Raw genomic sequence first — 18,166 nt, 5'->3', positions numbered from 1 at the left:
TTACAGGAAAAATAAGATGATACTACTCAAAAAGGCAAACAAGACGGTATTTTTCTGGCATAAGTTAGCGTTCAGCTTTACCTTTCCTTGCAAGACATTTTAGAGCTATTATGTCTTACTTCTTGAAGATACAAGTTAGCGTTTTTAACCCGAATTCTGGATTGGAGATTAAAAAAAACAAGAATATCAATAGCTTATTGTTTTAGCATTTACGATAAAGCAGTAAGCATTTTAAGACTAGTTACTAATTTAGTAAAATTCAAGACTTTCAATAATTTACCTAAAATCTAATCCAGAATTCGGGTTAATAATAAAATCTTGTTTTTTGAAAATGAATTTGGTAAACTTTAAGGACGTATGTGACAATATGGGGATATATTGTTTTTAGTATTTAATAAGTTAAAGTACGTACTTGATAATTTTTCGGAACGCTCTAATCAAGCTAAAATAGGTAGGCTAGATAAAATTATTCTTAGTTTAAAATTGGTATAAGATATTAAGATGAAAAAAATTGAAATTTCAGAATTACTAAAAAGAATTTCAATCTGTTTACTATGCGTGGCAACTATTATCTCTATCGCTTTTTTGTTTGCCTATATGCATACAACGTTGCTCAGTAAAGGGTATGAGTTAGCTGCACATTATGTTAGTGAAGCTATGCCTTTTGTGTTACTTGTCGTTTTCTTTTTTATTGCTTGGTTTATATATGATCAAATATTCAGCAAACTAAAGGAAGTAGAGCTGCCTATATCGATAGAATTAGCTGATTCAGATGATAAAAGAATAACATTTGCTGATGCTATAATTGATGACTCCTTAAAACAACGGTTGCAGATGATTTGCTGTGACCAAATGACAGAAGAAATGCGCAAGCTGTTTGGAAATAAAAGTATTAATTCACTAAGAGGTTACATATTACATGGCCCTCCTGGAAATGGTAAAACACTTATCGCTCGTGCAATTGCAGGTGAATCAAATATGAATTTCATAAGCATCTCAGGTCCTGAACTTATTGGAGTATATATTGGTCATGGTGCACATGCTGTACGCGAGCTTTTTAAAATAGCAAAAAAATATTCTCCTTGTATAGTCTTTATAGATGAAATAGATGCAGTTGCTCAAAAAAGAAGTACCGCTAATAACTCAGCTTACCATTGTCGAGAGAGTTTAACACAGTTGTTAACTGAAATAGATGGATTTAAGAGCAGAAAAGATATAATAGTAATTGGTGCAACTAACCTTATCGGTGGTATAGATCCAGCACTTATTAGACCTGGACGTTTAGGTCAGAAGGTTTATGTCCCTAATCCAAACATAGAGGTGAGACAAAGGATATTGGAACTTTATATGCGAGGTACAAAAACTGATGAAAAGCTAAACCTCCAAGACATTGCAGACAAGACTGAAGGCTATTCTGGGGCTGAATTAGAGCAATTAGTGAATGAAGCAAACATTAGCGCTGGTGCGCAAAGACGGCTTATAGTGAGTGAGGAAGATTTCAGTTACGCGCTTCACAGGTTAAGTCCAGAACAAGAAAGAGATAGAATAAGGTTAGTTTCAAACGTGGAGACACAGACAGAAGTATCTTATTCTATTTAGAGTATAAAACTATCATAAATTTTTCTGTTATTTCCAAATAAATTGCTATTAATTTAACAACATACATTACTAAAAGCTTAAATAATCCAGCCATTTCCAGCAACAAAAAACAGCAAGCGTGAGAAGATTTTTTTTTGGAATGAGTTGGTCATGATGTTTGTAAAACTTAATTTGTACACTTTACTTACCCCCAGTAATTCTGATATAGTTACTTTAGTTAAAGTCTATAAAAGTTTATAAATGGCAACCTTAAGTGTAAGAGAAGCTTTATGCACAGCAATTAGAGAAGAAATGCAAAACGACTCTGATGTGCTTATCATGGGTGAAGAAGTTGCAGAGTATGATGGTGCTTATAAAGTAACGAAAGGATTACTGAAAGAGTTTGGAGAAAACAGAGTAGTTGATACGCCTATTACCGAACATGGATTTGCTGGCCTTGCTGTTGGAGCGGCATTTGCTGGATTAAAGCCAATAGTCGAGTTTATGACTTTTAATTTTTCTATGCAAGCTATTGACCAAATTGTGAATTCCGCAGCAAAAACAAATTATATGTCAGGCGGACAACTTGGATGCCCTATAGTATTTCGTGGACCAAATGGCGCTGCAGCAAGAGTTGCTGCACAACATTCTCAATGCTTTGCAGCTTGGTATTCGCATATACCGGGGTTAAAAGTAATAGCACCCTATTTTGCCTCCGATTGCAGAGGTCTGCTTAAAGCTGCAATTCGTGACCCTAATCCGGTAATATTTCTAGAAAACGAAATAGCTTATGGACATGAGCATGAAGTTTCTGACTCTGAGCTATCAAACAAAGATTATCTACTTGAAATAGGCAAAGCTGCTGTTATACGGGAAGGAAAGGATGTAACTATCACTGCTTTTTCATTAAAATTAATGGATGCCTTAAATGCAGCAGATTTACTTTCGAGTGAAGGTATAGAAGCTGAAGTTATTGACCTCAGAACCTTAAGACCACTTGACACTCAAACTGTTATTAACTCTATTCAGAAGACTAATAGGTTAGTTAGTGTAGAAGAAGGATGGCCATTTGCAGGAATAGGAGCAGAGCTGTCAGCCGTTGTTATGGAACAAGGATTTGACTACCTTGATGCTCCAGTTGTACGCGTAACTGGCAAGGACATCCCCTTACCTTACGCTGCAAATCTAGAAAAAAAAGCATTACCACAAGTGGAAGATATAGTTAAAGCCGTACATCAGGTCTGTTTTAGAAAAAAATAGTTCTTTTTTGTGTCTCCTGTTCCACATTGGTCCATCAAAGAAGTATTTCCAGTGCCGCCTATACCACCCATTACTTTTATGACGATAGTTTTAGCACCGAAAAATACAGCACAAAATATACCGAGTGCAAAAAGAGCTGGCCATGGCATTCTACCAAATATCGCAAGCAAAGCTGCACCTATTATCACTACGGTCATAAGCGGTCCGCCTATTCCCCAAACGTAGCCAATAATGTTACATATTACTTGAGCAGTTGTATCAGTATTAGTGTCAGCGGCAGCACTCCCAACATGAGAAAAAGAAATAAATAATACTATAAAAAGAATATTAAAAACTTTCCTAGGGTTCATCTCTATACCTTAAATTTAGATATTGCAATTATACCTAAAATACTATAATTTTTAGTAAAACTAGCATAAAGATTGAATAACAAACAGTGCCACAAAAGTAGTTGATACACAACTGCACAAATATTGTAATATAGACATAGTAAACGATATTATTCCAGTGCTTGACGCTGGAATCCAGACTTTAATTGTTATATTTGTAAATAAGTCTGGAACGTTCATCTCAAATGCAGTATTTTTGTTGAAATAGCTCAACTGGATCCCAGTGGGCTTTGTTGCATCGCTCTTCGGATAGTAGGTAACGTACAATAAATTCATGAAGCTATCTCAAACTTAGCCATGCCTATTTCAGTAAATTTGTTAAGCAAATAACACTTGAGTAGCAGTTCCTTCTCACGATTAATTTCAGATTTGCTCCTAAAACTAAACCCAAATATTCGCTTCAACCTTGAGAAAAATCCTTCAATATACGATCTTTTTCCGTAATTTACTTCTTCTTTCCATCTTTTTATACCATTCTCACCATGTAATTTCATTAACTGAATAGCGGCATTTCTATCAAGCATATAATCCAATTTTGGATGCTCTGCTGCGTTGTTTTTCGGAGGAATTTTCGTTTTTATACCATATTGATTACACAGCTTATAGAGCTTTTCTCTGTCATATGCCCTATCTGCATATAGTACTTTTATGACATACTGAAAATCGACTTCTTTTAGCAAATCACAAGCTCCATAGTGATCAGAGTAGACACCGTTACTGTATTTTACAGCTATGGCTTTTTTGCTGTTTGTATTCAACATTACATGCAATTTTCTTGTCTGTTCATAGCTGCGATACTTTCTATCTTCGCTATTTTCTTTGCTATGACCAGGAGTGTTGTTGTATATACTAATTCCTGTACTGTCTATAGCAATTTCGATATCTTCCATATTATTTTCTGCAATCATTGATCTTAATATTGAGTTTCTTAAACCTTCTTGATGATTGTGAATAGCTGATAACTTGCAAATTTTTCCCAATTTGCTCAAGGTATCCTGCTATAAACCCAACTGTTTGCCTCAGGCCTATTCTAAATAAACAAGTTATTATGTGCACCAAAATTACAACTTTATCGCTATAAATATTGTTGCCACCTGGTATTTTTGGACCATTCTCGTACCACTTTTCTATGGCTTCGTTGGTATAATGAAAAATATTTCCTCTTTTTTCTAGAAATTTGTTATATTCGCTATGGTTACTGACCCTCATTTTTTGTGGCATATTTTTTCTTTCAAGGTTAAATGGCTATTTTATAATGAATTTTGTCAGTAGCCACCAGATTTTTCAGTTGCTATGCAACAAAGCCCACTGGGATCCAGCTTTCTTTACAAATTCACCAAAAGTGCTTCATTCTATAACGCAAAACCCATACTCACCAAACTCAATGCATTACTTGCAATTAAGTTTCCTGGATGCCAGTGTCAAGCTACTCGGATGACACCATTCTTTTTCCTGGATCCCAGTGGGCTTTGTTGCATCGCTAGCTATGATGGATTAAAGATAAAAAAGATGGAGAATATCAGTAGCTTATTATTCTGGTATTTATAACAAGAACGGTCAGTGAATACCTAAATTTGAGTAAAAGAAATTTCACTACCACTCACTAATCCGGCTAAAATTCAAGAATTTCAATGCTTTAGCTATTTTCAATAGAATTAAATTTATTAATGTAAATAATAAATTACTATTCTTAAATTTGATCAGATTGATTGCAAAAAAACAAGATTTTCAATAGGTTACTTATAATCCTAACTATAGTTAGCCTTTCATAAGTAGCGATGCAACAAAGCCATCCCAGATACTGTCTCTGCTGTCAAACAAATTATCCAACAAAATTACAATTAAATGGTTGATTATTTTTAAGAATACCAAAAAAGACATGCATTAATTTTCGCATTAACGCAAGAACTATGACTTTTGGACATTTGCCTTTACTTGCTAGACGCTGACAAAACTTTTGAAAATGATTATTATGGTTTTTGACTACTATAGCTGGCATATAAAGAGCTTTTCGAATACGCTCAGATCCTATTTTGCATATGCAACTTCTCTTACTTACTGACGATCCCGATTGATAATGTCCTGGATTTAGACCAGCAAAAGCTGTAAATTGTTTAGCATTGTCAAAGTTATCAACTGATGGCATTTCTGCGACAACAGCAACAGCAGTAAGATATCCTATACCTTTTATAGTCTTAAGGTTTTCCACCATATTTTTTAGATGTGGATAGTTATTTATATGCTCATTAATTTCTTTTTCGAGAACAATAATTTGCTCCTCTATTGCCAAAATTACTTTAGATATAGCTTCTTTGCAACTGGAATGCATATTTTTGTTTTCCAAGCGATTTGTCTGTTGCACCTTATCATCTTTTAGCGATTGCATGCAACGGTAAAGCTCCCTCAAATGCCTCATTTCAGGTGTAATGGGCTTCCAAAGAGCAGGTTTGTTGGCGATACAAAATCTAGCTATCATAGCTGCATCTGATTTATCTGTCTTATTTCTGAGCAGCTCACTTTTGCCAAAAGCTTTGATTTGGGCTGGGTTTACTATACTGACATTATGTCCTAAATCGTGCATAAAAGTAGCCAAATCTTCTCCATACCAACTAGTTGCTTCAAGACATAAATGAGTAAGATTTGCTCCATGGCCATTGCACCAAACTACAAGTTTTGCAAAACCATCTTGATTATTTTGAAAGACTTTGTGTCGTTTTTTACTGTCCACTAACAAACAAACATCAAATTTCTTTTTTGAAATATCCACACCCAAAATAGCATTTACTTGCATAAAATTGCCTCCAAGACTATAAATAAACTGAGAGTTTAGACTAACCTTGTAATACGGGATATAATTCCAAAAGATACTGTTCAGTCTTTAACTCTATGGGAGGGAAGCAAAATCTGGGATTCGGCCTTAATGGCATTAGTGTCGCATCAGCTTCACCCTCCCTGTGAGGTATTTTAGCTCTAATGCCTCACATCATAAAGATACAAGTGTCAAGCACTGGGATGACAAGAAGAGGGCACTGCCCTCTTGGATGGAAGCCAGTGTTAGCTACTTTCATGACACCCTGACAACCGTCATCCCGCTACTTGTTAGCGGGATCTAGAGATACCGTGATGGTATGACGTAGGGGTTGCCGAGAACTTGTCATCCCAGTGCTTGACACTGGGATCCAGTTTTTCGTATAATTTTGTCAAAATCTATTGTGCTAGCAAGTTCACTAGCGTCACGCGCTGGTCTGTTAGACATTTACGTGTAGGGTGAAGAAATTTTGAAAAAGACATACCAAATATGAAAGGCCTATATATTAAAACTTACGGCTGTCAGATGAACGTTTATGACTCCGTTTTAATGGAAAATGTAATTAAACCTTTGGGGTTCAACGTTGTTAGTGATGCAGGGAAAGCCGATTTAGTGATACTGAATACTTGTCACATTAGAGAGAAGGCAGCAGAAAAACTTTACTCAGAGCTTGGGAAGATTCATTCGTTACGAAAAGAAATGACTATAGTGGTGGCTGGGTGTGTAGCGCAAGCAGAGGGAGAAGAAGTGTTCAGAAGGGCTCCTTTTGTTGATATTGTTGTTGGTCCGCAGAGTATCGCTACCTTACCGGAGCTGATAGTCAAAGCAAGCAGAAGTAAAGGTCATGTAATAAACACTGATTTTCCTGAAGTTGCAAAGTTTGATAAATTGCCAGATGAATGCTATGGCAATAGCCAGGGGTCTTCTGCGTTTCTTGCCATACAAGAGGGTTGTGATAAATTTTGTACGTTTTGTGTAGTGCCCTATACTCGTGGAGCTGAGTATTCACGGCCAGTGAATGAAATATTTCATGAAGCATTGAAATTAGTTGCAAATGGGGCAAATGAGATCAATTTGCTTGGTCAGAACGTCAATGCTTACCATGGGGAGTGCGAAGGGGAAGTGTGGGATTTAGGAAAATTAATTAGTCATATTGCTAAAATTGAAAAGCTAGAGAGGATTCGTTATACAACTTCTCATCCAAGAGATATGCATGAATCTCTCTACTTGGCACATGCGGAAGAGCCAAAGCTCATGCCGTTTGTTCACCTGCCTGTGCAGTCTGGTTCGAATAAAATATTGCACGCGATGAACAGGAAACACACTGCAGAGGAGTATTTGGAAATAATAGACAGATTTCGCAAATTGAAACCTGAAATCGAATTTTCTTCTGATTTTATTGTTGGTTTTCCTGGAGAAACCGAAAAAGATTTTGAAGAAACTATGAAATTAGTAGAAAAAGTTAGATATGCTCAGGCTTATAGTTTTAAATACAGCCCAAGACCAGGCACACCGGGAGCGGAAAGAAAAGATCAAGTACCAGAAGAGGTTAAAACAGAGCGCCTTCTTCGTTTACAGAAATTAATTAGTAAGCAACAACTTGAGTTTAACCAGAGTATGGTAGGTAAAACTATACCTGTTCTGTTTAGCGATAAAAAAGGTAAACACCAAAACCAAATTATTGGTAAAAGCCCATATATGCAATCAGTGTGCATTGATGATTCTGAAGATAAATACAGGGACAAAATAGTAAATGTGAAAGTGTTGGAAGCTCGGCAGAGTAGTTTGCTGGGGTGTGCATTTCACTGATTTTAAGCAGCGTTAAATATAAATCTTAAGCAAAGAGTATTGAAAAAATGCAATCATAATCTTTTTCAAAAGTTACAAAGTTTAATTGCTACCTCTGCTGAACGGGTACCTTAAACCTACAAATTTGAGCTTACCTATATCAATTTTTTGTACAAGATGAGTTAGTAACAACTTTATGTATAAAATTGAAGAAGAATAAAAATACAATAACGAGCATTAAATTAAATATTCCCACCTTTAAAAAACCCTCTTTATATATTTCTAAAGATTCTAAATAATTTATTTTACCGTTTACTGAAGGAACTGACATAAATTTTGATATTGCAACTCCGGCTAGGTTAGAAAATGCTAACGACATCGTTGTTATACCCATTACTACTCCTTTAAAATTTGGGGGAGCTAGTGCAGTTGATTGTTCTAAAACTAAGGGAGCAATGCATAATTCTCCCAGTCCCATAAAGGAGATAGCAATTATTAAATATAAGTATTCTACTTTACCTTCGCTGTTAGAGTTTAAACATCCTATGTACAGTGTGAAAAAACACATAGCCATTGTCAGAAGGCCAAGGGTAAACATGGAAGTTGCATATTTTTGCTTAAACTTCATGTATGTTCCAAAAAGAAAGCCAAGTATTATAATTGATAAAGGATTTATGGCTTGAGAAACTGAAGCTGGAATTGTTATACCTAATACATTGTTAATAACGTTTCTTTCGGTGAATAAGTTAACCAAAGAGCCAAGCTGCATTTCTAAAGCAAAAAAACACAAGAAAAATACCACAAGAATAGATAATGCCACTAATTTTCGTCTTTGTTCTGCTGATAATTTAGATATTATATAAATAAATATGCCTAGAGCTGTTATTCCAACAAATATGAGCATATTAGTAAAAAATTCACTATGTATAAGCATTTTAGCAATTATTGATGATTACAGAAAGCTTCCTATCAATACTATACCAAAGATTTTAATCCCTAATATGCGCTTATTCATAAGCTCTGGATAAGGAGAAAGGCCGCTATCTCCTAAAAGACTCTGAAATTTGAGAAAAAAGATTAGCCCTATAGACATCCCAATGCCAGCTAAACCAAAGCCGTAGTGCCAACCAAATAAGTGGGCTACATAACCACATGAAATAGAAGCCAATATTGCTCCAAGGTTTATACCTACATAAAATAAAGTAAAGCCTCTGCTACGTTCAGGATCGTCTTTGCCATAGCATGAACCAAGTAAGTTAGTTACGTTTCCTTTAAACATACCAGTACCTACGGCTATTAGAGATAAACCTAAATATAATAAACCTGGTTCAAACTCAACCAATGACATGCAGGCATGACCTGCTATCATCACTATCCCTCCAAGCAATACCATGTTGCGGAATCCCATCAACTTATCAGCTAAAAAACCTCCAAGTATTGGTATAGCATAACCTGTTGCAGCAAATAATGAGTAAATAGTAAAGGCCCTCTCATCAGTGAAACCTAAGTGAGAAGTCAAAAATAGGACCAAAAGTGCCCTCATTCCATAGTAAGAGAAACGTTCCCACATTTCAACAAAGCACAACATTCTTAAAAATTGTGGAAACTTATCTGTCTTCTGATCCATAAAATACCCCTAAAGCTTGGGTTAATGTTAAGTAAAACAATAAAAACTGCAAGTAAAACTTAAAAAAAGGTATTGGAAACTCGGCAGAATAGTTTGTTGGGGTGTGAGCTACGGAAATATTTTTGAATTTGTAATTTTTCAGAAAGCCCTATATTCTTTAGTTTTACATAGCGAACATGAAGTCAAAGCATTATCCTGATACAGTAAGTAGTCCTGATTTTTCATCGTTAGAAAAGGAAATCATAAAATTTTGGCAGGAAAACAAAGTTTTTGAGCGGTCAGTTGAAGAACGTTCCAAGGATAATTGTTTTGTCTTTTACGATGGGCCTCCGTTTGCAAATGGACTTCCGCATTATGGACATTTACTCACTGGTTTCATCAAAGACGCATTTGCAAGATATCAAACTATGCTTCAAAAAAGGGTTGAACGTAGATTTGGCTGGGATTGCCATGGATTGCCGGCTGAGATGGGTGCAGAAAAAGAACTTGGAATATCTGGTAGAACTGAGATAGAGAAGTTTGGTATAGATAAATTTAACGATCATTGCCGTACTTCTGTGATGAAATTTTCATCAGAGTGGGAAAAATATGTCAATAGACAAGCAAGATGGGTAGATTTTCACAATGACTATAAGACCATGGATAAATCATTCATGGAGTCGGTCATGTGGGCATTCAAGCAGCTTTATGATAAGGGTCTAGTGTATGAATCAGTGCGCGTTGTTCCATATAGCTGGGCGTGCGAAACTCCATTGTCTAATTTTGAAACAAGACTAGATAACGCGTATAGAGAAAAGACTAGCAAAGCTGTAACTGTTGCATTTGAGCTTTTAGAAAACCCACAGCAGTTTAAAAGTGTTAAACGAAAGTGTAAATTACTTGCTTGGACTACAACTCCCTGGACGTTGCCGAGCAACTTGGCTTTAGCAATAGGAAAAGATATTAAGTATTGTGCAGTGTCAGTCCACCCTTTGATGTCATTCCAGCGCGTGACGCTGGAATCTATTTCTGGATCCCAGTGTCGAAGCACTGGGATGACAGGGGAGGGGGCTACTGGGATGACAGGGGATAATGCAAAAGATCTAGTTAACGATGAAGTTTACATCTTCGCTGAAAGTTATTTAGGGAAATTTGTCAGCCACTGTGAACAAAGCAATATTCCATATGAAAACTGCAATATAAAATTTAAAGCAGATGATCTTGTAGATCTTTCCTATAAGCCGCTGTTTGATTACTTTAAAGATACAAAGAATGCATTCCGTGTTTTTGTTGCTGATTATGTTACAGGAGAAGATGGTACTGGCGTTGTACACACTGCTCCTGGATTTGGTGAGGAAGATTTTTACCTTTGCCAAAGTCATGATATTCCAGTTATTTGTCCAATTGATAACAGTGGAAAATTTACTGCTGAAATTTCAGATTTGGCAGGGGTTCATGTTTTTGATACCAATGATACAGTAATAAAAAAATTAAAAGAGCAAGGGAATTGGTTTAAAACTGAACAATATATTCACAATTATCCACACTGCTGGAGAACTGACACTCCTTTGATCTATCGCACTATGCCTTCTTGGTATGTTGCTGTTACAAAATTCAAAAGCAGAATGGTAGAGCTAAATAAGAGAGTTAATTGGATACCAAACCACATTAGAGATGGTCAATTTGGAAAATGGCTTGAAGGGGCACACGACTGGTCAATTTCACGCAATCGATTCTGGGGTACGCCAATCCCTGTATGGAAATCAGATGATGCGAGATATCCAAGAGTAGATGTATATGGTTCAATAGAAGAACTGGAGAGAGATTTTAATGTTAAAATAGACGACTTGCACAGACCATTTATCGATACTTTAACAAGACCAAATCCTGATGATCCAACAGGAAAATCAGTTATGCGCCGTGTACCTGACGTGTTTGACTGCTGGTTTGAATCTGGCTCGATGCCATTTGCGCAAATCCACTATCCGTTTGAAAATAAGGAGTGGTTTGAATCTGCGGATTTTATCACTGAATACATAGCGCAAACCAGGGGGTGGTTTTATACGCTCTTTGTATTGTCCACTGCTTTGTTTGATAGGGAACCATTTAAGAACTGCATATGCCACGGTGTTGTTTTGGATGTAAAAGGGCAAAAGTTGTCCAAACGTTTGAATAACTATGCAGATCCAATGGAGGTTTTTGATAGATATGGTTCTGATGCACTGCGTTTTCTTATGCTTTCTGGATCTATTGTTTGTGGTGGTAATTTGCTGCTTGATAAAGAGGGAAACTCAATACGAGATGTTCTGAAAAACGTAATAAAACCTATTTGGAACAGTTATCACTTTTTTACTATGTATGCAAATGCAGATGGAATTAAAGCTGAAGTTTGTAAGGATTATCAAAGTACTATTGATCACTACATGATTTCCAAATGTTTTGAAGCTATAGAAAGTATCCAAGCTTCTATGAATAGCTATAACTCCCAAGAGGCTTGCAAAATTTTAATGAACTTTTTTGAAGTGCTAAATAATTGGTATATTCGTCGCAGTCGCGAGCGTTTTTGGAAAAGTGATTTGGATCAGGATAAAACTGATGCTTATAATGTTCTATATACGGTTTTTTATTACATACTAAGAGCTGCAGCTCCTTTGTTGCCACTTATAACAGAGAATATATGGCAAGGGCTTAAGTATGAAGAAACATCTGTTCATTTGGCTAATTTTCCACAATTAGAGAAGTTTGATAGTCAGCTCATTGCCAAGATGGATCTAGTGAGAGAGGTGTGCAACTCTGCACTTTCGATCAGAAACACTTTTAATATACGTATCAGACAGCCGCTTGGCAGTATGATCATTTATCATCAGTCTTCCTGTAGTTTTCTTGAAGGTGAACCGCTTTCTGTCATCCCAGAGTTCTCTCCTGTTATCCAAGTAGCTGACACTGGGATCCAGTGTGCTGCAGATTCAAATGAGTACCAGGAGATGATAAAAGATGAGGTAAATGTAAAAAAGCTAGAGTTAGTAAACAGGCTCGAAGGTATTGCATCACTAGAGTTAAAATTAAATTTTCCTGTGCTTGGAAGAAGAGTTCCAGATAAAATTAAGAAACTAGTTCAATATGTCAAAGAGGGGAAATGGTGGCAAGTTGAAAATGAGCAAATATTCCTCGGAGATGAAACAGAGAACTATACTATAAAAAAAGGCGAATATGAACTATTGTTAAAAGCAAACAGTGAATTTTCCTCCGTGTTTGATAATAACAGAGGAATTGTGATTCTGAACACCACTTTAAATGATGAATTAATTCTAGAGGGGCTTGCAAGAGATGTCGTGAGACTTATTCAGGAAACTAGGAAACAAGCTGATTTTCATATATCTGATCGAATTAAGGTGATCATAAAAACAAAAGATGAGAAAATTAGGAAAGCGACAAGTAAATGGAGTGAATACATAAAAGAGCAGACTCTTTCCTTATCTTTAGAAATTAATACAGAAATTGGAACTAACTTTTATTCTAAGGAATATCAGGATTTAAGTGTTGGTATTAAGTTAGATTGTCAGTAGTTGAAAATCGTCAGTGTTTGTGCTATACTTAAGGTAATTGGATAAGGTTATGGTATGAATGCTGTTGTAGATTGTAAGAAAGTTGTTGACTTAAATAACAATAGTGATGATTTAGGTGAAGTAGAATCTATTTCCAATGTTACTTTGGAAGAGGAAGAGTCTTTTGATGCTATGGAAGCTGTTTCTAATGTAGAAGAAGGGAATGATTTAGGTCTTGCTACTTCAGAAGAGGAAGAAGAATTTTTTGATGCTGTGGAAGAACAAGAGCCGTTAGCTAATTTTGACGTTCCACTCAGTATATTTCATTATAAAGATTATAACTCTGATTTTTTTACTTCTTGGTATAATATATCAAGTAGAATATTTAAAGAGGTAAATCGAGCTTGCCCGAAGAAGAAAGTATTAAATTTAGCTCTATCAGTTTTAATGTTTCCTTATACAGTTTTCACTGCGTTAGGATTAGCCGTATATAATAAATTAAAAACAAATGATAAGACACAAATCAGTTCAGAGGAGAATAAAACAAAAAAAAGTGAAGTAAGTGAAAGTACAGCAAAAAGACTGGCATATGGTGTTCTTGCTGCAATAGTGATTCTTGTTAATATAGCTATGCTTGCAGCATTACTTATTCCTGCAACAATTGCTTTGGCTACTTTTTATCTTTTAAATAGAGATTTATCTCACTCTTTAGTTACTGCTCTTAAAATAAGTATGGGGCGGTATTCTAATAAGCATCAAAATATTGAGGTGTCTTTTCATGAAAAGGAAGTTACTGGACCAAATATTGCGTGGGATATGGAAATAGAATTTCCACCGCAATTTAAACGATTGCTTAGAGATTTGTATGAAAATGAAAATAACAAGTGGTTTGATGTGACGCGGGATTCAGAGCATAGCATCGTACTGAAATTGTCAACTAACATCAATTTAAAAAATGGTCTTAAGCCCTTACGCAATGAAATCAAGGATGTGCTTGCAACTTCTATTCAAGAATTTGCGAAGACTATGGAAGAACTGATAAAGCTAGAAAAGAAAGAGATTACATATGATAAATTGAAGGAATTGTTGGACGAATTCAGGTTAAAAGTGGTAAGTAGCATAGATTTTAAGTTGACAACTCACTTAATATACAACGCCTATCAAGTTGCCTTTATACAAGCAGTTAGGTTTCAGCTGGATAGACGGAAAGAAGGTTTTTCACTGGAAGATGAGATAAAAAATTCTTTAGTGAGACAGGAATTAGAGAGTCGAGGTAAGGAATTACCAGGTGAGAAAGAAGTGATAATAAGAGATCTGAAAAAAGCAGGAGCAAAAGTACCGGATGTTTTAGATGATAGTGAGCTTCCTATATTTAAAGCAGAATGGAAGCGGCTTAAAGAAGAAGGGAAGATAGCTAAGAGAACAATTATTGATGTTTATAAATATATACATAGTAGAGAAACAGAGACAGCTCTAGGTAATGCTAAAGAAGAGATTAATCTTTTAAAAAAAGAAGGACAAAAAAGATATATTAGGATACATGAAAAATTGAAAGAAATATATGGAGATGTAAAAAAGAATAATTTAGCAGGTGATGTTTTAAGAAGAAGGTTAGAAGGTCTTTTTAAGTTCGAGTATGATGATCAAGAAGTTGAGCAAAGGCTAGTAAAATCAGTAATGAAAAAAGCCAAGGGTGAGTTAGGCCTATTAGGCATGCTCAGCTTAATAGACCAGTTTCGGGATTTAGAAAAGGAGATAAAAGGTTCTTTGAGTGAGAATTTAAAAGAAGCTTCAGATAAAGTAAATGCTTTTGTAGCAAAGATATATTTAGAAATAACGAAATGCAAAAAACAAAATGTACTCAAAGGCCAAGCAAAGGGTATAGAGGATTCATGTAAGCTGTTAGAGGAAAAGGAGCCGGATTTAGTACAGAGGATTAATGCGCACCGAGCGGAAATTGCAGAATGCTTAGAGCAACCTATATCGTTAAGGAAAGTAATAGAAGAAAATGAGGATTTAAACAAATATTTAGAAGGTGAGCGAAATAGGAAAGGAGAACAGCATCCAAGTACAAAATTAATAGAGAAGCATTTGAAAAATAACCAAGAAATTCTCAAAGCATTAAAACAGTTAGAATTAGAAGAAAAAGGATTGTTGATAAATGAAGAAACAAAAAATGATTACATAGAAGAACTAAAATCTCGCGAAAAAATAAAGTTTGCAATAATAGAGGATGATTTACTGAAGGAGTTCGAGCGTGAAACTTTTAACGAAGAAGCAGTTAAGAAGTTGTTAGAGGAAGCGGAACTTGAATACTATTTGGCAGAAAAATGCATAAAAAGTCCTGTGATAAAAACAAAAAATAATATCAAGCACTTTTATCAAGGTTTATTGTCTCCTTTGATAGATAATTTGACAAAAGATATAATAAATAATATACCAGGAAATAGTGAAGGTTGTATACAGAAAGTTAAGAACTGGAGTAAAGTTATGTTTGGTGCAATAAAGATTGGAGCATCAAATGTTTATAAAGAGACTACAGAGAGAAAAGCGTTAAATGTGGCACATAATACTTGTAAAGAAGGAGAGACATTTCTTCAATGTTTTCAGTTAAATTATGAAGGTATTGGAGCCTTTTTAGGTAATTTATTTTCTGATGGTGGGGTAACATTTAAAAATGATGTGTGGCCTAAAATAGAAGAGCATTTGCATGGAATGTGGGATAGATTTTTCAAGGATATTGAATTCAATATTGGAAATAAATTGGATGAAGTAAGTGTGACACAGCAACGGCAGGAAACTATGATTGTGACTCAACGATAAGTTCTCAAAGTTCCTTCGGTATTTTCACATACTAAATTAACTATAGCACTTGATTCTTTTTGGATCTCTTTTTCAGTTAAAGTGTGAGTTGGAGAGCAGAAAGTAACTGACAATGCTATAGACATCTTATTCGATTCTATATTATTTCCATGGTATACGTCAAATACTAAAACTTCTGTGATGAGCTCTGAGCTTTTTTTTACCACATTGATTATGTTACCTACTTTCACATCCTTATTTACAATAAATGCAAAATCACGTTTTACACTTTGGTATTTATAATCGATAAATTTCTTTCTACTTACAGGTAAATTTTCAATATTTTCTAATATCACCTCAAAACCTACAACTTTTTGCTTGATATCAAAAAGATCTAATATATTAGGATGCAACTCTCCAAAATAACCTGCTACTTTATTCTTAAAAGAGAGAGTGCCTGACTTTCCTGGGTGATAATGTTCTTTTTCTGCTCTCTCTATCGTTAAATTATCACAATTGACGTTAAAAAACTCCAAAGCTGCTATGCAATCAGCCTTTGCGTCAAAAACATCTACTTTTCTATCAGTATTATAATGGTTTCGCGGTAAATTATTTCCTGTTCTTATCCCACTTAAAACATGTTTAGACCGAGCTTCACCATCGTAAATCGGCCCAATTTCGAAGATTGCAAGATCAGATATTCCATGGGCAATATTATCAGCAGTAACTTGCAATAAATTTGGCATAATACTTGGTCTCATTATATTAAAGCTATTGTTAAACGGATTATCGATGATAAATAACTTATTCGAGTAACCAAATTTTTCAGCTGTTGATTCACTCATAAACGACCAGGTTAGCACTTCATGAAACCCTCTGTTTGTCATCAAAATACGCAAATTGTCGTATGTACTATCTACTTCTTCAACATTATTTGGTAGTGGTTCTTCTTTTATTTTGTCATAGCCGTATATCCTTGTTACTTCTTCGATTAGGTCAGCAGGTATTGTCACGTCCGGTCTCCAGCTTGGTACTTGTACATTCCAATTGCCTTCGGTTTTTTTATCAATACTAAACCCTAGTTTCGTTAAGATATCAAGCACCTCATCAGGCGATACAGACACACTTCCAAACTTGTTCACATCCTGATAATCAAAGCTCACCTTGGTGTCAGCACTATCTAAACTGCCAGCAGACACTACGCTTGAGGTTTCTCCACCACATAAGTCCAGAATCATTTTAGCTGCAAGGTTGAGTCCATCAAAAGTAAATCCAGGATCAACTGAACGTGCAAATCTGTAACTAGCGTCTGTGGAGATGCCGAGCTGCCTTGAAGATTTAGTAATAGAGATGGGATCGAACCAAGCAGACTCTAAAAAGATATCAGTAGTTTCAAGAGTACATTCACTGCACTTACCACCTATAATTCCAGCAATTCCATGAATATTTTTATCACCTGCAATAACGCTTATGTCTTTGTTTAATAAGTATTCTTTACCGTTCAAACCAGCAAATTTTTCTCCGTCGTTTGCTTTGCGTACTGTGAGCTCTCCTTCTATTTTTTTTGCATCATACGCGTGCATTGGGCGGCTGAAAGATATCATAATATAGTTCGTGATATCAACTATTGCAGAAATGGAGCGCATTCCTATCGATTCCAGCCTATCTTTTAACCATTTTGGGCTTTCTTGATTTTTTACATTGGCGATGTATATTCCACTAATAAAACTTTCCCCGTCAGTAACTTCAACATCGATTGGTGAATTTATGGAGCTGGTAAGTTGTGGAATGCTTAAAGTCTTTAATGTCCCAATTCCAGTTGCAGCAAGGTCGCGAGCTATTCTATAAATGCCTAAGCAATCTCCACGGTTTGGAGTAACATTTATATCAATTACAGGGTCACAATTGAAAAATTTATCCCCTACTTTATAATCATCGGAAAGCTCGATTATTCCTTCACTTTCCTCTTGAACCAGCGCAAGTTCAGAAGCAGAGCAGAGCATCCCTTCACTTAGCATTCCTCGTATTTTTGTGGACTTAATTGTGAGATCACTTTCTGGCAACGTGCTACCAAGAGATGCAAGTACAGTTTTCATACCTTCTCTAACATTGTTTGCTCCACAGACTATTTGTAGAATTTTACTTCCATCATTTACTTTACATAATTTTAATTTATCAGCATTTGGATGAGGTACGACTTCTAATACCTCTGCAACAATAAACCCAGTCAATCTGGAATTATCGATCACATCTTCTACTTCTAACCCTATGTGAGTTAATTTATCGGTAATTTCTTCTAAACTAGCATTGGTTTCTAAGTGTTCTAATAACCAAGATAATGTGAATTTCATGGACCTAAAAAGAAGTGAAAAAGTTATTGTAATGTAAA

Annotated in this window: 12 protein-coding genes and 1 pseudogene; 6 read left to right on the top strand and 7 right to left on the bottom strand. The window is 35.5% G+C overall.

Features of this window, described 5'->3' with window-relative positions; genetic code table 11:
• The first annotated feature begins 501 nt into the window (after positions 1 to 501).
• Positions 502 to 1,599, top strand: coding sequence for an ATP-binding protein (locus ABWU47_RS04875; RefSeq protein WP_077188086.1), 1,098 nt, complete (start codon positions 502 to 504; stop codon positions 1,597 to 1,599).
• Between the two features lie 240 nt (positions 1,600 to 1,839).
• A complete protein-coding gene (locus tag ABWU47_RS04870) occupies positions 1,840 to 2,838 on the top strand; it encodes a pyruvate dehydrogenase complex E1 component subunit beta (RefSeq protein ID WP_006279663.1) in 999 nt (332 codons plus the stop codon).
• Here ABWU47_RS04870 and ABWU47_RS04865 read toward each other — a convergent pair.
• From ABWU47_RS04865 to ABWU47_RS04850, 4 genes are read right to left on the bottom strand one after another with little or no spacing between them, the layout of a single operon-like run.
• On the bottom strand, positions 2,814 to 3,188 hold the full coding sequence (locus ABWU47_RS04865; RefSeq protein WP_006279664.1) for a TrbC/VirB2 family protein: 375 nt from the start codon (positions 3,186 to 3,188) through the stop codon (positions 2,814 to 2,816). The two genes, ABWU47_RS04870 and ABWU47_RS04865, sit on opposite strands and share 25 nt — an antisense overlap.
• Before the next feature lie 60 nt (positions 3,189 to 3,248).
• Positions 3,249 to 3,503, bottom strand: coding sequence for a hypothetical protein (locus ABWU47_RS04860; protein WP_049973607.1), 255 nt, complete (start codon positions 3,501 to 3,503; stop codon positions 3,249 to 3,251).
• Positions 3,500 to 4,135, bottom strand: a complete 636-nt coding sequence (locus tag ABWU47_RS04855; protein WP_082246250.1) for a transposase — start codon at positions 4,133 to 4,135, stop codon at positions 3,500 to 3,502. The genes ABWU47_RS04860 and ABWU47_RS04855 overlap by 4 nt, the downstream gene beginning before the upstream one ends.
• Positions 4,119 to 4,448, bottom strand: coding sequence for a transposase (locus tag ABWU47_RS04850; RefSeq protein ID WP_049973609.1), 330 nt, complete (start codon positions 4,446 to 4,448; stop codon positions 4,119 to 4,121). Before ABWU47_RS04850 ends, ABWU47_RS04855 begins: the two co-directional genes overlap by 17 nt.
• Positions 4,449 to 4,520: 72 nt before the next feature.
• On the opposite strand from ABWU47_RS04850, the gene ABWU47_RS04845 reads away from it, so the two are divergent.
• Positions 4,521 to 4,775 carry a hypothetical protein gene (locus tag ABWU47_RS04845; RefSeq protein ID WP_006279601.1) on the top strand — a complete coding sequence of 85 codons (255 nt, stop codon included), beginning with the start codon at positions 4,521 to 4,523 and terminating at the stop codon, positions 4,773 to 4,775.
• 274 nt (positions 4,776 to 5,049) lie between these two features.
• Here the strand turns inward: ABWU47_RS04845 and ABWU47_RS04840 are convergent, their stop codons facing one another.
• Positions 5,050 to 6,018 carry an IS110 family transposase gene (locus tag ABWU47_RS04840; RefSeq protein WP_077190114.1) on the bottom strand — a complete coding sequence of 323 codons (969 nt, stop codon included), beginning with the start codon at positions 6,016 to 6,018 and terminating at the stop codon, positions 5,050 to 5,052.
• Positions 6,019 to 6,525: 507 nt separating this feature from the next.
• Here ABWU47_RS04840 and miaB point away from each other — a divergent pair.
• Entirely contained in the window at positions 6,526 to 7,845 is a 1,320-nt protein-coding gene (gene miaB, locus ABWU47_RS04830) for a tRNA (N6-isopentenyl adenosine(37)-C2)-methylthiotransferase MiaB (protein WP_006279599.1), read from the top strand.
• A 139-nt stretch (positions 7,846 to 7,984) separates the two neighbouring features.
• Here the strand turns inward: miaB and ABWU47_RS04825 are convergent.
• A pseudogene (locus tag ABWU47_RS04825) lies at positions 7,985 to 9,367 on the bottom strand (peptide MFS transporter).
• Between the two features lie 260 nt (positions 9,368 to 9,627).
• Between ABWU47_RS04825 and ABWU47_RS04820 the strand changes: the two are divergent.
• Positions 9,628 to 12,996 (top strand): class I tRNA ligase family protein, encoded by a 3,369-nt coding sequence (locus ABWU47_RS04820; RefSeq protein WP_077188076.1) that lies wholly within the window; start codon positions 9,628 to 9,630, stop codon positions 12,994 to 12,996.
• A gap of 54 nt (positions 12,997 to 13,050) precedes the next feature.
• Positions 13,051 to 15,798: a hypothetical protein gene (locus ABWU47_RS04815; protein ID WP_353285603.1), complete on the top strand. Its 2,748-nt coding sequence runs from the start codon at positions 13,051 to 13,053 to the stop codon at positions 15,796 to 15,798.
• Here the strand turns inward: ABWU47_RS04815 and pheT are convergent.
• Positions 15,789 to 18,128, bottom strand: coding sequence for a phenylalanine--tRNA ligase subunit beta (gene pheT / locus ABWU47_RS04810; protein ID WP_236514775.1), 2,340 nt, complete (start codon positions 18,126 to 18,128; stop codon positions 15,789 to 15,791). The genes ABWU47_RS04815 and pheT overlap by 10 nt on opposite strands.
• Between the last annotated feature and the right edge of the window lie 38 nt (positions 18,129 to 18,166).

The organism is Wolbachia endosymbiont (group A) of Gastracanthus pulcherrimus, from assembly GCF_964028265.1.
GTDB lineage: Bacteria > Pseudomonadota > Alphaproteobacteria > Rickettsiales > Anaplasmataceae > Wolbachia > Wolbachia pipientis.
Note: the sequence above shows the minus strand (reverse complement) of the source record. Positions and strands in the feature narration are given on the sequence as shown.

Coding starts and splice junctions, on each gene's coding strand:
- ABWU47_RS04870 (WP_006279663.1), top strand. CDS start 1,840: ATGGCAACCTTAAGTGTAAGAGAAGCTTTATGCACAGCAATTAGAGAA.
- miaB (WP_006279599.1), top strand. CDS start 6,526: ATGAAAGGCCTATATATTAAAACTTACGGCTGTCAGATGAACGTTTAT.
- ABWU47_RS04815 (WP_353285603.1), top strand. CDS start 13,051: ATGAATGCTGTTGTAGATTGTAAGAAAGTTGTTGACTTAAATAACAAT.
- ABWU47_RS04820 (WP_077188076.1), top strand. CDS start 9,628: ATGAAGTCAAAGCATTATCCTGATACAGTAAGTAGTCCTGATTTTTCA.
- ABWU47_RS04850 (WP_049973609.1), bottom strand. CDS start 4,448: ATGCCACAAAAAATGAGGGTCAGTAACCATAGCGAATATAACAAATTT.
- ABWU47_RS04845 (WP_006279601.1), top strand. CDS start 4,521: ATGCAACAAAGCCCACTGGGATCCAGCTTTCTTTACAAATTCACCAAA.
- ABWU47_RS04875 (WP_077188086.1), top strand. CDS start 502: ATGAAAAAAATTGAAATTTCAGAATTACTAAAAAGAATTTCAATCTGT.
- ABWU47_RS04855 (WP_082246250.1), bottom strand. CDS start 4,135: ATGATTGCAGAAAATAATATGGAAGATATCGAAATTGCTATAGACAGT.
- ABWU47_RS04865 (WP_006279664.1), bottom strand. CDS start 3,188: ATGAACCCTAGGAAAGTTTTTAATATTCTTTTTATAGTATTATTTATT.
- ABWU47_RS04860 (WP_049973607.1), bottom strand. CDS start 3,503: ATGAATTTATTGTACGTTACCTACTATCCGAAGAGCGATGCAACAAAG.
- ABWU47_RS04840 (WP_077190114.1), bottom strand. CDS start 6,018: ATGCAAGTAAATGCTATTTTGGGTGTGGATATTTCAAAAAAGAAATTT.
- pheT (WP_236514775.1), bottom strand. CDS start 18,128: ATGAAATTCACATTATCTTGGTTATTAGAACACTTAGAAACCAATGCT.